The organism is Sphingomonas sp. SUN019 (genome assembly GCF_024758705.1).
In the GTDB taxonomy this organism is placed as follows: domain Bacteria; phylum Pseudomonadota; class Alphaproteobacteria; order Sphingomonadales; family Sphingomonadaceae; genus Sphingomonas.
This window is the reverse complement of sequence record NZ_CP096971.1, coordinates 1,256,814-1,269,159: the sequence shown is the minus strand read 5'-3', so window position 1 is coordinate 1,269,159 and position 12,346 is coordinate 1,256,814. Positions and strand designations below refer to the sequence as shown.

General features: G+C 64.6%; 14 protein-coding genes. 2 read left to right on the top strand and 12 right to left on the bottom strand.

What is annotated here, in order from left to right; translation table 11 throughout:
* Nucleotides 1–37: 37 nt before the first annotated feature.
* Entirely contained in the window at nucleotides 38–565 is a 528-nt protein-coding gene (locus M0208_RS06195) for a TonB family protein (protein ID WP_258890852.1), read from the bottom strand.
* Between the two features lie 479 nt (nucleotides 566–1,044).
* Here M0208_RS06195 and M0208_RS06190 point away from each other — a divergent pair, with 479 nt between their 5' ends.
* Both M0208_RS06190 and M0208_RS06185 read left to right on the top strand, forming a co-directional pair.
* Nucleotides 1,045–2,106 carry a sensor histidine kinase gene (locus M0208_RS06190; protein WP_258890851.1) on the top strand — a complete coding sequence of 354 codons (1,062 nt, stop codon included), beginning with the start codon at nucleotides 1,045–1,047 and terminating at the stop codon, nucleotides 2,104–2,106.
* Nucleotides 2,107–2,901, top strand: a complete 795-nt coding sequence (locus M0208_RS06185; protein ID WP_258890850.1) for a LytTR family DNA-binding domain-containing protein — start codon at nucleotides 2,107–2,109, stop codon at nucleotides 2,899–2,901.
* A gap of 125 nt (nucleotides 2,902–3,026) precedes the next feature.
* Here M0208_RS06185 and M0208_RS06180 read toward each other — a convergent pair whose 3' ends face one another.
* The 11 genes from M0208_RS06180 to M0208_RS06130 form a co-directional block, all read right to left on the bottom strand.
* Nucleotides 3,027–3,380, bottom strand: coding sequence for a hypothetical protein (locus M0208_RS06180; RefSeq protein ID WP_258890849.1), 354 nt, complete (start codon nucleotides 3,378–3,380; stop codon nucleotides 3,027–3,029).
* Nucleotides 3,381–4,181: 801 nt separating this feature from the next.
* Nucleotides 4,182–4,433 carry a DUF6894 family protein gene (locus tag M0208_RS18535; RefSeq protein ID WP_408988082.1) on the bottom strand — a complete coding sequence of 84 codons (252 nt, stop codon included), beginning with the start codon at nucleotides 4,431–4,433 and terminating at the stop codon, nucleotides 4,182–4,184.
* A complete protein-coding gene (locus M0208_RS06170; protein ID WP_258890847.1) occupies nucleotides 4,405–4,779 on the bottom strand; it encodes a hypothetical protein in 375 nt (124 codons plus the stop codon). The genes M0208_RS18535 and M0208_RS06170 overlap by 29 nt, the downstream gene beginning before the upstream one ends.
* Nucleotides 4,780–4,932: 153 nt before the next feature.
* The gene (locus M0208_RS06165) at nucleotides 4,933–5,829 is read right to left on the bottom strand and encodes an SDR family oxidoreductase (RefSeq protein WP_258890846.1); all 897 of its coding nucleotides are present in this window, start codon (nucleotides 5,827–5,829) and stop codon (nucleotides 4,933–4,935) included.
* A 150-nt stretch (nucleotides 5,830–5,979) separates the two neighbouring features.
* The gene (locus M0208_RS06160) at nucleotides 5,980–6,816 is read right to left on the bottom strand and encodes a glycosyltransferase family 2 protein (protein WP_258890845.1); all 837 of its coding nucleotides are present in this window, start codon (nucleotides 6,814–6,816) and stop codon (nucleotides 5,980–5,982) included.
* Nucleotides 6,813–7,409, bottom strand: a complete 597-nt coding sequence (locus tag M0208_RS06155; protein ID WP_258890844.1) for a nodulation S family protein — start codon at nucleotides 7,407–7,409, stop codon at nucleotides 6,813–6,815. The genes M0208_RS06160 and M0208_RS06155 overlap by 4 nt, the downstream gene beginning before the upstream one ends.
* Nucleotides 7,399–8,076: a PIG-L deacetylase family protein gene (locus tag M0208_RS06150; RefSeq protein ID WP_258890843.1), complete on the bottom strand. Its 678-nt coding sequence runs from the start codon at nucleotides 8,074–8,076 to the stop codon at nucleotides 7,399–7,401. The genes M0208_RS06155 and M0208_RS06150 overlap by 11 nt, the downstream gene beginning before the upstream one ends.
* Nucleotides 8,070–9,170, bottom strand: a complete 1,101-nt coding sequence (locus M0208_RS06145) for an acyl-CoA dehydrogenase family protein (RefSeq protein ID WP_258890842.1) — start codon at nucleotides 9,168–9,170, stop codon at nucleotides 8,070–8,072. The genes M0208_RS06150 and M0208_RS06145 overlap by 7 nt, the downstream gene beginning before the upstream one ends.
* A complete protein-coding gene (locus M0208_RS06140) occupies nucleotides 9,167–10,198 on the bottom strand; it encodes a glycosyltransferase (RefSeq protein WP_258890841.1) in 1,032 nt (343 codons plus the stop codon). The genes M0208_RS06145 and M0208_RS06140 overlap by 4 nt, the downstream gene beginning before the upstream one ends.
* Nucleotides 10,195–11,106 (bottom strand): glycosyltransferase family 2 protein, encoded by a 912-nt coding sequence (locus tag M0208_RS06135; RefSeq protein ID WP_258890840.1) that lies wholly within the window; start codon nucleotides 11,104–11,106, stop codon nucleotides 10,195–10,197. Before M0208_RS06135 ends, M0208_RS06140 begins: the two co-directional genes overlap by 4 nt.
* Nucleotides 11,103–12,221: a glycosyltransferase family 4 protein gene (locus M0208_RS06130; protein WP_258890839.1), complete on the bottom strand. Its 1,119-nt coding sequence runs from the start codon at nucleotides 12,219–12,221 to the stop codon at nucleotides 11,103–11,105. Before M0208_RS06130 ends, M0208_RS06135 begins: the two co-directional genes overlap by 4 nt.
* Nucleotides 12,222–12,346: the final 125 nt, after the last annotated feature.

Below are 12,346 nucleotides of genomic sequence, written 5' to 3'. Positions count from 1 at the left end.
ACGGGGCGACCTGCGGCCGTCCCCGCCAACCGCGCCATCACCCCACCGGTGGCATCAGGCTCACCCCCATCGCAACCTGTGCGCTCCGGTTGCCGAACCACGCGTTTCGTCGGTCGGCGTCATCGCGGATCGCGGCGACCTGCCGATCATAGCTGCTCTGATCTTTCGCGAAGAGCAGCACCGCCTGATAGCGTTGCCCGTGATCCAGCCCTTCGGCGAGCGGATGCAGCGTCGGAATCTGCTTCACCGCGCGCAGCGCCGCATTGTCGATTTCGCGGAAACCCGACGAATCCCGCAGCGTTACCGCGGTAGGTTTTCCGTTGTCGCCGCACAAAAAGCTGACGCGCACAACCCCTTCGCGCGGTGTCGCGCGGGTCAGATAGCTCGGATAGTTCATCCGACTTTCGAGTACGTTCGTCATGCGCTTCGACCATTGTGGAAAGGTCATCCGCTCGCCGACGATGACGATTGATTTGTTCTGTTGGGATTTGTCCTGTGGTTTCGCCTGTGTCGGCGTCGCCGCCAGCATTCCACAACCAATGGCGAGATATAGCGCGATTTTCATGGCACATTCCCCAAGCCCGGCGTCGATCTCGCGATACGCACAAGGAGCAATGCCCTGGGTCATCATCGCGCTCTCGGTCGACTGAAGCGCTCCCGTCGATCGCCGATGGAAGTCGCATCGCCGCTTGTACGCCCCGAAACCATCATTGCGACCGAAGTGCTGCGACCTTCCTATAATTTGCACCGAACGACACGACCACGATGAACGACCTTTTTAGTGTTATGGATTGATAATACACCTTAGCCCGTTGCCGAGTTCGGTCCCCGTTTGATCACGGTCGAGACTCGAACGGATCGTTTGACCGCATATACGGGTCGTTCGTAGCGGCGCGGCGCGTCGGCAGACCGAGTGCGGCGCTCCGCAGCATCGCGCGCCGCCGATCGAATAGATGGGCCATTGTGTCCGGTGCGTCCTGCACCTTGTCCGACACGTTGCCGGATACGTCTTTTTGTCTCATCTTTGGGAACATGATCATACAGATGATCAGAACGCGCATGTCGGCGTCGGCCGGTACGACCTGGACGATCCTGCTGTTCTGGATCGCCCAATATAGCCTGCTGACGGCGCAGCAGATGCTGATGGAACCCAAGGACGACGCTTCCTATCTCTTGCCGCGCGCCTGTGTAACACTGATTGGGATAACGTTATCTTTCGTGATCGCCGCCGTGCTGCGACGGTATCGGAACGTCGCGCCGCGCGGGCAGATCGTCGTCACCGTGATCGCCGCATTGCTCGCGTGCGTGCTCCATGCCGCGGGCAACTTCGCGATCTTCGATCTGTTCATGCGCGACGTGAATCGAATGGAGGCCGATCTTGCGAGCTATTTCATGGCGGTCATACAGTGGTTTTGGTGCTATGCGGCGCTGTCGGGATTGCTGCTGGTCCTGTCGTACAGCTTCCAGGCTGGCCAACGCGATCGTCGCATCGCGCAACTGCGGCACGAGGCGGATACAGCGCAGATGCGCGCGCTCCGGTATCAGCTTAACCCGCACTTCATGTTCAACACGCTGAATTCGGTGGCGGCGCTGATCGGGCGACCCGACGCGCGCGCCGCCGAAGCAATGGTCGAAAACCTCGCCGATTTCCTGCGCGCGTCGCTCTCGCTCGATCCGCAGGACGACATCGCGCTGGCGCGTGAGATCGAACTGCAATCGCTCTACCTCGGTATCGAATCGGTTCGCTTCGCCGAACGATTGCGGATCGAAATCCAGGTGAGCGAGGATGCGGGTCGCGGACTGGTGCCGAGCCTGATCCTTCAGCCACTGGTCGAAAACGTCCTGAAATACGCGGTATCACCCAGCATGTGTCCGGTCATTCTGGTCATTGCGGCGCGGGTGGAGGCGGGGTTCCTGAAGATCGCGGTGCGTAACAGTGCCGGCGACGGCGTCCCGCGCAGTCCGCGCGGCACCGGCGTCGGTCTCGCCAACGTAGAAGCACGCCTGGTCGCCCGCTTCGGTGACGCCGCGGTATTTCGGCCCTACAAGGGTCGCGACGGCGGCTTCACGGTGGATTTGTCGATGCCTTATGTGGTGGCGGCATAGATGCTTCGCGCGGTGCTGTGCGACGACGAGTCGCTGGCGCTACACCGGCTCGTCGACATGCTCGGACGGTTGCCCGACATCGCGGTCGTGGCGCTCGCCGACAATGGCCAGGCCGCGCTGGCCGCGATTGTGGAGCATCGGCCCGATGTCGTCTTCATCGATATCGAAATGCCCGCGCTGGACGGGTTTGACGTCGTCGAGCAGCTCGCCAGGGATGGCGTCACGGCACCGCTGATCGTGTTTGTGACCGCCTATCCGCAGTTCGCGGCACACGCCTTCGACAGTGGGGCGATCGATTTTCTGACGAAGCCGGTGCGGCTGGGCCGGTTGGAAAAGACGCTCGCACGGGTCGGACGCGCGATCGAGGATCGCACCGCGCAGGAGCGGCTGCATGAGATCGCGGGCCAGCTCGAACAGCTGCGCGACGAGCGCGAAACCCACGCGCACCGCAGCCGGTATCTGTGGGTATTGCGACGCGGGGAGATGGTGCGGGTCGATCTCGATGCGCTGCTGTGGGTGCAGGCGGAAGGCGAATATGTGCGGCTCCATCTGGCGGAGACCAATCATCTCCACCGCGAACCGATCGGGACGCTGCTCAACCGGCTCGACCCAACGCGCTATGTCCGTATCCACCGGTCCTACATCGTCGATCGCGACCGCGTGGTCGCGGTGCGCCGCCGCGCCACGGGTAGCTATCTGGTGCGGATCGTGAGTGGCGAGGAGTTCCCGGTCGGTCGCAGCTATCGTGCCGAAGCGAGGGCGATGATCGCGGGCGCGCAGCAAGCGGACGGCTGATAGCGCGCTTGGACGCTTCAGCTTGAACATTGAGCCATGACGGCTTTTTTGGGCCGGGCGAATCGAGCCGATCGCCAGCACCGGAACGACGGCAGGTGTGGTTAGCGGTCATCGGCCGATCTGAGCTAATCCAGCGTTTGATCGGTCGGCGGTGACAACGCACGCAGACTCTCTATCTCGCGAGCAGTTCGCTCGGCCGGGTCAGTTGCAATCGCCTCCAAGGTTGTTACCCGCTCTTGAAGCCAAGTAACGAGCGTGCGGAGACGTTCGTTCTCGTCGTCAACTGTCTTGAGCGTGACCACGGGTTTTGCCTGCGTATCAACGAAAAGCTCGACAAATCCACAAACTGTGCAGCGCTTGGAAGTCAGATTGGCGGACTTCGCGCCTAGACCCATCATCACTTTCCAGAAGCCGGGCTCTCCATCCATCCATTTCACTCGCCCGCCGGTATCTGGGAGAAATGGGAAGCCCTCGGTCATTCGCCCGCGGCACTTGGGACAGTCCGCCATGCCAAAACTCCGTCACTAGCGCTTGAAGCGAATAGTGCACTTCCCGACAGCAAAAGAGCAAGGGTAATGAACGTCATAAACCGGGCGCTCGCTGCCCGACCAGCTCTTAATAAGCGGAACGGCGGCTATCGACACCTCGCCCGCCAAAAGCGGACCGACGGCAAATTCCTAACGTCGGTCATTCCGGCGGCCGTCCCGAACGACATGAACAAATGGCGTGTTTCATGATCGCCGATCAGGGCGAACAGCGAATTATAGGGCGCGTAGCTGCCGCTGCGGTCGGGCTGAACGAACGGCTAGACGAGCTCCGTCGCCTCTTAGCAAGGGACAGGCTCGTTTCCACCAAAGCGACCTTTAGACTTGCGAGTCAGTCGCTCGCAATTCCGCGTTCCGTTCGACACAGAACTCTTTTATTGGTCGGCCGGGCTCCTCAACGTTCCGGATCACACGTTGAGGGCAAGCAGCGTTGGTATCGCGGGTGATGCGATTGATCTCGATTCGGAACCTGAAAGGTGACGATTGCCAATTATCAGGCAGACGTTGCGTTCAGACGACCCGTCTGGCTGCAACAGATCTTCGGTTGGTCGCGCAGGATGAATTTAGCCGACGATTATTGAACATATCAGGCCACGTCGCGGTCAGCGTAATCCACATCATCAGGAGTCGAAAACCTTGGTTAGCGAGAGGACTTGCGCGCCGATGCGGTGATGCGGGTGTCCTTTGCGACGGTACCACCGCCAGAATGGAGACGTAGCGATGGCGCAATTGGTGTCAATTCGGGATAAACCCGGTAACGGCCACCGCGTCGCTGAACCTTACGACCATGACAGATACGTCGTGCTCGTCACAAACCTCGATGTGGCACGACAGGCAGAGTTTTCCCTTCCTGATCTCCGAACACATGATGTCGCGCGCTGCTACTACTGCGGCGGACCGCACGCCATCGAGATCGGCGCGTTCAATACCGTCCTCATCGGAAACGACGTGACCGCACTCATGTAGATGAAAATAAAAGCGAGCCATGTGCACTCAGCGTGTAGAGGCAGTAAAATATCCGTGTGTTAACATCGATCAACGGAATAAATGCTATCTCGACCGATTGCGAAGATGCTTTATCGATATCGGGCAGCCAGACCATGTCGCTGCGTCGGGTCCTGCATCCTTTCGCCCGAAAAAGCGCGGCGGTAGCTAGGTTTAAATAAAACCACGCATGTGTTGAAGACATCGGCGAAAGCTGGTCGTGGCGGACCAACGCTACGCGCGAGGTGCGGCACAAGGCGCTGCAGGTGGCGCAAACGCGTGTGCAAACCGCCTTGAACCGACTGACGCCGAAAGATGAAAACATGACCAACGAGCTCGCATCGGCCATTCAAAGAGCAGGATTATAGCGGTATCATGAAGCGACGTAGCACGCGTAGTCGGGCTCGGTGCGCGCGGTCCAAGATCAATCCTGCGCAATCCCTAATAGCCGACCCGCTTCAATAAGCCGGCCGACGGATGGACGGACGGCCTAAGATTTCGGTCATATTACGCCCGTTCCACCGTTTGCGCCGAACACGCTGCCGGTGGTGAAGCTGTTGCCCTGCTCCGCGAGCGTCACGTACAGTCCGGCGAGTTCGGCTGGCTGCCCAGCGCGGCCAAGCGCCGTATCTTGCCCAAATTCCGGCAATTTCTCCTGAAATTGTCCGCCCGACACCTGAAGCGGCGTCCATACCGGCCCCGGCGCGACGGCGTTCACCCGTATGCCCTTTTCCGCGAGCTGCTTGGCCAAGCCCTTGGTGAATATCTCGATCGCCCCCTTGGTCGTGGCGTAATCGAGCAGTTCGGGGACCGGATTGAAGCTGTTCACGCTGGCGGTATTGATGATCGTTCCGCCCCGGGGCATCGTCTCCGCAGCGCGCTTCGATAGATAAAACATCGCGTAGATATTGGTCTTCATCGTCCGATCGAACTGCTCGTCGGTGATATCAGCGATGGATTTCTGCGCCTGCTGGTAGCCGGCATTGATGACTAGGATATCGAGCCCGCCCAGCTGCGCCTCGGCATCGCCGATCAGTTTCCGGCAGAATGTCGCATCGGTCAGATCGCCAGGCAGCTGGATGAGGTCGAGACCCTGCTTTTCCAAAACAACCTTCAGATCATCCGCATCGGGTTGCTCGTCAGGATGATAGTTGATCGCGACCGTCGCTCCTTCGCGCGCGAAGGCGATGGCCGCGGCACGGCCGATGCCGGAATCGCCACCCGTCACCAGCGCCTTGCGGCCCGTCAGCCGACCAGTGCCTTCGTAACTCTCTTCGCCGCAATCGGGCACGGGGTTCATGTCGCGCTGCAGGCCCGGCCAGGGTTGTGGCTGCTCGGCGAAGCCGTCGCTGTGATATTTGTCCTGCGGATCGATCAGCGTCTCGGTCAGGTCGGTCATGGCGCGCTCCTTTGATGAGAGGATAATCGACGAGCGACAGGTAGGTTTCGCGCGAGAAGAATTGTCTTCGATCCGCCGCTGTTGGCGGGCTCTCTCAGCCGACAATATGACGCCCGATAATAGACCTCGGCACGCTTCGACATGGACGTTTCAGGAGCGACGGGCCTGCTCGATCTCGTCGCGCGTAGGTACTCGCAGCACCGAAAGCTCGTTATCGTCGAGCGCGACCAGTCCGACCCTTTCAAATTCTGCCAGCCATCCTTCCATCGGCCACACGCCCCATTGCGAGCGAAACTGCCGAGCGTTGCGGACGATGTCGTCAAAGTGCTGGAGCGGCGGATCAAACACCGCGTGATGCTGGTGGCAGGCGACCGCGCCGCCGACAAACAGCAACGGCACCTTCGCCGCATTGGCGCGAAAGCCAAAGTCCGTGTCCTCCGCGCCATAGCCGGTGAACCGCTCGTCGAACCCGCCCAGCGCCTCGAACCGAGCACGACGAACTGCGAAAGCAACCGACCAGAAAAGGCCGGGATTGGGTTCGCGCCGGATGCCGGTGGCTGGGAACATGCGCGCCGGATGCGGTTGGCCCGCGTCGAGCAACGTGGCGTCGGTCCAGCTGCCGCGCGTGTCGTCAGGGCCGAGATAGCGAACATCAGCGCAGATCAACGCATCGTGGTCGACGAGCGCGGCGTGCAGCGTCGCCAGACAATCGGTGAGAGGAATGCAATCGACATCGAGGAACAGCAAATGCTCTCCATTCGCGACGGCGGCAGCTCGGTTGCGCGCCACCGCCAACGGCAGGCCTTCTGTCTCCAGCCGTATCATACTGATCGGAAAATCGGTCGATGGCGGCGCGAGCCACACATCGCTCATGTCCACGACTACCAGTTCGTCGGGGCGGCGCGACGAACGCCGCAGTCCTTCGACCAGATTGTCAAAATGCGCTTGGCGGTTGCGAACGATCGTCAGTACGCTGAGATCGGTCATCGGCGTGCCCATAGGTCAAGCCGGTAACGGTCTGCGCGTTCGGCGCGGGCGACGGTTATCGCATCGCCGAGCAGGCGCTGCAATTTGGACGTCGCCCCGTCGCCGCTCTGCGGATAATCGGTTTCTTCGGTGAAATGGACCAGCAGGATGCGCCCGCCGGCGGCGACGTGGTCCCGCAGCCATTCGCCACACTCCGCCAAGTCCTCGTCGCTCCAATAATAGGCCACTTCGGACAGCACGACGAGGTCAAGCATAGTGATCGTCGGCGTCTGAAGTGGAAACGTCATCCGTTCAAAACGAACCTGCGGCAGTGCGGCGCACCGCTTGCGCGCCGCTTCGATCGCCGCAGCAGCGATATCGATCGCGAGCAGATCGGTGCATAGCGGCGCCAGCTTCCGCGTCAGCACCCCATGCGCGCAGCCAATCTCCAGCGCCGACGCATAGCAACGGTCCGCGAGCACCGCGATCGTCCGCGCGAACTTCGCCGCCTCGTAATCGCTGCTGGCGAGGGACCACGGATCGTCGTTTCCAGCAAAAATGCCGTCGAAATAAGCGGCGTCGAGACTACGGCTAGGGAGACGATCAATGGACATGGTGCGCTCCGTTCAGGTGGAGGACGTCGGTCGCGGGCATCCGCCATGCGGCGCGCGCGACGCGAAAGCCGGGGCCGAACGCCGCGCTGGTCTGGCTGCGATGCGCCATCAGGGCGTGGCGGCGCATGCCCGGCGGCATCGCGCACGTCCGCAGCGTCCGGCGCGCATGGCGCAGCGCCGGGTCGCTCCACACCCGGTACTCGAACAGCGCTACCGATCGCCGCGCGGCGCGCACCGCTGCGCTGGCGATCGCCTGGAATGCCGCATGGTCGCAATGCCGCTCCTCCGCGCCAGTGACCGCCACCGCATCGACCCGGCGCGACCGGATCAGCGCCGCCAGCGCGCGGACGGTCGAGCGCCACGCCGCGCTGTCCGGGCGATGCGGATGCGCGTCGGGCCAGCCGAGAAAGACCGGCGTCGCCGCGACGCCCAACCGGCGCATCGCCAGCCCCGCCTCTCGCCGCCGCAACCGCGCGAGCCGCCCGCCGCCGCCGGGATGCGACGCCGCGCCGTCGGTAAGATAGACGATTCCCGCCAGCCGCCCCGCCGCCGCGGTTTCCGCGACCAGCGCCCCCGCGCCCAGCGTCTCGTCATCGGCATGCGGTGCCAGCACCAGCCACCGGGCGGTGGCAAAACGGCTTTTCGCCAGCGATTGCGCGATCACCATAATGGATCGTCGCCCCAGCAATCGCGATCGATCCAGTCGCGCACCGCGGCGTCGCGAACCTGGTCCGGTCCGGCCTGACGCAGATACAGGCTGAGGTCGCGGATGATCTTGTCGACGCGCTGCCCCGCGAACGCGCTGCGGGTGCCGATCAGGCGCGTGGCATATTCCATCGCGTCCAGACCGGCGCGCTCGACCACGCCGCGCGTCATCCGCGCGAACGACGCCGCGTCGCAATCCTCGCGCGCGGCGCGGATCGCGGCTTCGCGCACCCACAGCCACCCGGTGCGCGTCGCGACGATGGCATGACCGAAGGCGGCGCGTGTCAGCGGATCGGACCGCGCCTTATCGCTCAGCATCGCACGCGTTTCGGCGAGCAGCGCCTCGATCCCGCCAAGCTGTACCGCGGTGAAGCGCCAGGCGCCGCTGGTGAAGCGTGGCTCGCGATCGTAGTCGCCCGGCGCGCCCAACAGCGCGCGGTCGTCGATCGGATAACCGGTCAGGTCGTACAGCCCGCTCATGCTGGCGCGCATCCCGCGCACGCGCCATCCGCTCGCGTCGGTGCGCGTCGCATCGTCGGCGGCGACGATGGCGAGCCGCCGGTCGCCCGTCGCGGGCCGGACGGTGATGACGGCATAGGCGATGCCGCCCGCACCGCTGGCGAAACTCTTCGCGCCGTGCAGCCTGCGCCCGGCCGCATCCTCGACCAGCGCGACGCCCGGCGCGGGTTCGGTCGCCCACACGCCGAACACCGCATCCCGGTCCAGCGCATCCGCCAGCCACGCATTCTGGTCCGGCGTCGCATACCAGTCGAACAGCGCCAGCGCGTTGACGTGGCCCTCGAACAGTCGTCCGACGCTCAGGTCGCCGCGACCGACGCGGCGCAACGCGTCGAACATCGCGCGATGCCGCGCGTCCGCATCGGCGAACGCCTCTCCTGCCGCCGCCACCGGCGCGAACCGCCGCAGCAATCCAGCGCGCGCCAGCACCGCGATGCTGTCGGCGGGATAGGCGGGCACGTCGTCATACCCGGTGCCGAGCCGCGCAAGATCGGCAACCAAAGGATCGTCATGTAACGGCACCAAAGGTCCAGTCATGCGCGACCGCCGTCGGCGAGCGAGATCAGATAGTCGGCGGCATGTTCGGCACCATTCGGATCGTCCAGCGCCGCCGCGGCGGCAGGGTCGATCCGCTCCGCGGCGGCGATCAGCGCGCGCCAGTCCGCAGTTCCAACATCATCGCACGCCACCGCTGCACCCGCCGCGACCAGACCGCGCGCATTCGATCGCTGCTCATCGAACGGGCGCGGCTCGGGGATGCACACGAACGGTCGGCGCGCGGCGATCACGATGCCGAGGACGCCGTTGCCCGCGCTGCCGATCACGACGCCTGCGCGCGCGATCCGCGCCGCCGCATCGTCGACCCAGCCAAGGATCGTCAGGTTCTCCGGCGCATTGGCGATGCCCCGACACGCGCCGATGACGCTCCACCGGCGATCGGGCAGCGCCCGCGCCGCCCGCGCCCAGTCCGCACCATCGGTCGACGATCCGCCCGCGCCGACGACGACCAGCACCGATCCCTTATCGATCGTCGCCGCAGCGGGCCGGGTCACGATACCCGGACGATACGCCGTCTTGTCCCTTACCCATCCCGGCGTCGCCGGATCGTCCAGCGCCGCGGCGAACGGCGCGACGATACCGGTCGCGGCGCGGAACGCCTGCAGATGCGGCACATCGTCGCGCCGGCCGCCAAGTCGCACGCAGACCGTCGACACCGAGGCGAGCCGCGCCAGCATTGCGATGTCGCACGACACGTCGACTACCATCAGCGCGGGTCGCGCGTCGGCAATCCACGCGGTGATCGCAGCGACGCGGCGTCGAATGCCGCCGTGATCGATGGGCGCGTAGTGCAACGCCTCGGGCCGGCTCGCATCGCCATCCGCGCCGTCGAACGCGGTATCGATCCGGTCGTCGGGAAGGTCGACGAACGGGTGCGGTCCGGTGCGTCCGGAGAGGTCCGTCCCCAACAGCGTGAAACGACCCGCGGCCCGGTCGGCGATTGCCAGCGCGCGCGCGCGATGCCCCACGCCGTGATGATGGACATAATAGCCGATCGGTCGATTCATCGCGGCAGTTCGATATCCGCGGGCATCGACGGCAGCCGTTCCTCGCGCGCCAGCATCGCAGCGACGCCGGTGCGCGCACGCTCGTCGCGCCTCCACGTTGCGCGCCGTCGCCAGTGATCAAATCCAGTCACCCGCGGCACCTCGCCGTGCGCGATCGTGTCGGACAGCTGCGCCATCGCCATCGCCATCCCCCCAGCCGCGCGCCCCACGGTCCGCGCCGAAACGCGGGTCCAGACCGCCATCGGGTGCGCCAGACGCCCGCCCGCTGCGACCGCCGCGATTACCAGAGCGCGATCCTCGCCACACGCGATCGCGGGGACGCCGCCCGCCGCTTGATACAGCACGGCGTCGATCGCAAGACTCGCGCCGGTGTGATCGCCGTGCCGCGGCGGCGGATCATGCGGGGACGGGTCGATCGCATCCTCGATGGCGCGCACCGCGGCCCAGTAACGATCGTACCGCGCCCGCATCGCCACGACATCGGGCGCGATCGGCTCCGCGTCGTCGAGCACGATCCGTCCACCGACGATGTCCGCCCCCTCGGCGATCGCCGCCAGGTTGGCCGCGATCCAGTCGCTCGGCGGACGGCAATCCGCATCGGTCGACAGCAATACCCCGCGCCCCTCGACCAGCATTAACCCCGCATCCATCGCGCGCCGTCGCGCTGTTCCCACATGGGCCACGTCGAGCGCCAGGGCGCACTCGTCGATCCGCACATCCAGTCGCGGCGCGTGGCGCGCGGAGACCTCAGCCACGACCGCGACGCTGTCGTCGTCGCTATTGTTGATGCACAGTGCCACCGCAATCGGCCCCGGGAGCGTCTGTGCCGCCAGCGCATCGAGCAGGATCGGCAGCCGCGCCGCTTCGTTGCGCGCGGGCACGCAGACGCAGAATCGCCTGTCGCTCACGCGTGGCCCAGCAACGTCAGCACGGGCGTACCCTTCGCGATCCGCACCTGCAACGCCGGTTCGTGCAGCGCGACCATCTCGCGGTACAAAGCCTCGTACCCGTCGATCATCACGTCCGCATCGCAGATCGCCTCGGCGCGCGCGCGGCATGCTTTCCGATCGAGCGTCATCGCTTGAAGTGCGGCGTCGGCAAGCGACGCAACGTCGTCCGGCGTCGCCAGCACGCCGCTGTCCGCATCCAGCAAGCTGGGGATCGCACCCCGTGCGAAGGCTGCGACCGGGGTGCCGCACGACAACGCCTCTGCCACCACCAGCCCATATGGCTCGTCCCAGCACGGCGTGCACAGAAACGCGCGCGCGCCAGCGATCAGCCGCGACAGGCTTTTGTGGTCCAGATGCCCGACATGCCGCACCGCATCGCCCAGATGCGGCGCGACTTCGGTCGCGAAATAGGCCGGATCGGATACCGGCCCCGCGATCCTGAGCGGCAAGCCCACCCGCCGCGCCGCCGCGATCGCCAGATGCGCGCCCTTTTCGGGCACGATGCGACCGTACCAGACAAGATAGGGCTCGGGGTCCGGCATCGCGCGATACGGGAAGCGATCCAGATCGATGCCATTGCCCACCACGCGGTCGATCGCGACGATCGGCGACCACATCGTCCGGATCGCATCGGATACCGCGACGAAGCGCGTCGCCTCCGCACGGCACAGCCGAATGCCGCTTTCCAGCCAGCAGAACGGCGGCGTGTGCAGTGTCGTAACCATCGGCATCGGCAACGTGTCTGCCATCGCGACCGGCAGATAGTGCAGCGAATTGTTGTGCACGATGTCGAAGTCGCTGCGGCGTAACTCGGACATCAGCCGGAGATAGGCATGATGCTCGCGAAAGAACATGATGTCGCTCGCTTCCGCCACCCCGGCCGCATTCAGCGTCGTCTCGTCGCAGATCGCCGCCAGGCCGGTCGCCGGATCGGACCGCGTCGAGGCGTACAGCGTCACGTCGTGGCCGCGCGCGCGGAACGACGTCGCCAGCAAATGCGTGTGCATCTCCAGCCCCCCTGCGAACGGCTCGATGATCGCATGCTTCAAGTGGGCGATGATCGCGATCCTCATACCCGGCGTCTCTCCGTTAAATAGGAAGTGCGGGCGCGTAACGAACGACCGCGCGTGTTTGGGTCCGTCACTTAAAGTGAATCGTACCGACCCAGATTAACCTGCGACAAATTATCAGTGACTCG

Excerpts from the sequence above, each read along its gene's own strand:
- M0208_RS06195 (WP_258890852.1), bottom strand. The coding sequence starts at position 565 with ATGAAAATCGCGCTATATCTCGCCATTGGTTGTGGAATGCTGGCGGCG.
- M0208_RS06190 (WP_258890851.1), top strand. The coding sequence starts at position 1,045 with ATGATCAGAACGCGCATGTCGGCGTCGGCCGGTACGACCTGGACGATC.
- M0208_RS06185 (WP_258890850.1), top strand. The coding sequence starts at position 2,107 with ATGCTTCGCGCGGTGCTGTGCGACGACGAGTCGCTGGCGCTACACCGG.
- M0208_RS06180 (WP_258890849.1), bottom strand. The coding sequence starts at position 3,380 with ATGACCGAGGGCTTCCCATTTCTCCCAGATACCGGCGGGCGAGTGAAA.
- M0208_RS18535 (WP_408988082.1), bottom strand. The coding sequence starts at position 4,433 with ATGGCTCGCTTTTATTTTCATCTACATGAGTGCGGTCACGTCGTTTCC.
- M0208_RS06170 (WP_258890847.1), bottom strand. The coding sequence starts at position 4,779 with ATGGCCGATGCGAGCTCGTTGGTCATGTTTTCATCTTTCGGCGTCAGT.
- M0208_RS06165 (WP_258890846.1), bottom strand. The coding sequence starts at position 5,829 with ATGACCGACCTGACCGAGACGCTGATCGATCCGCAGGACAAATATCAC.
- M0208_RS06160 (WP_258890845.1), bottom strand. The coding sequence starts at position 6,816 with ATGACCGATCTCAGCGTACTGACGATCGTTCGCAACCGCCAAGCGCAT.
- M0208_RS06155 (WP_258890844.1), bottom strand. The coding sequence starts at position 7,409 with ATGTCCATTGATCGTCTCCCTAGCCGTAGTCTCGACGCCGCTTATTTC.
- M0208_RS06150 (WP_258890843.1), bottom strand. The coding sequence starts at position 8,076 with ATGGTGATCGCGCAATCGCTGGCGAAAAGCCGTTTTGCCACCGCCCGG.
- M0208_RS06145 (WP_258890842.1), bottom strand. The coding sequence starts at position 9,170 with ATGACTGGACCTTTGGTGCCGTTACATGACGATCCTTTGGTTGCCGAT.
- M0208_RS06140 (WP_258890841.1), bottom strand. The coding sequence starts at position 10,198 with ATGAATCGACCGATCGGCTATTATGTCCATCATCACGGCGTGGGGCAT.
- M0208_RS06130 (WP_258890839.1), bottom strand. The coding sequence starts at position 12,221 with ATGAGGATCGCGATCATCGCCCACTTGAAGCATGCGATCATCGAGCCG.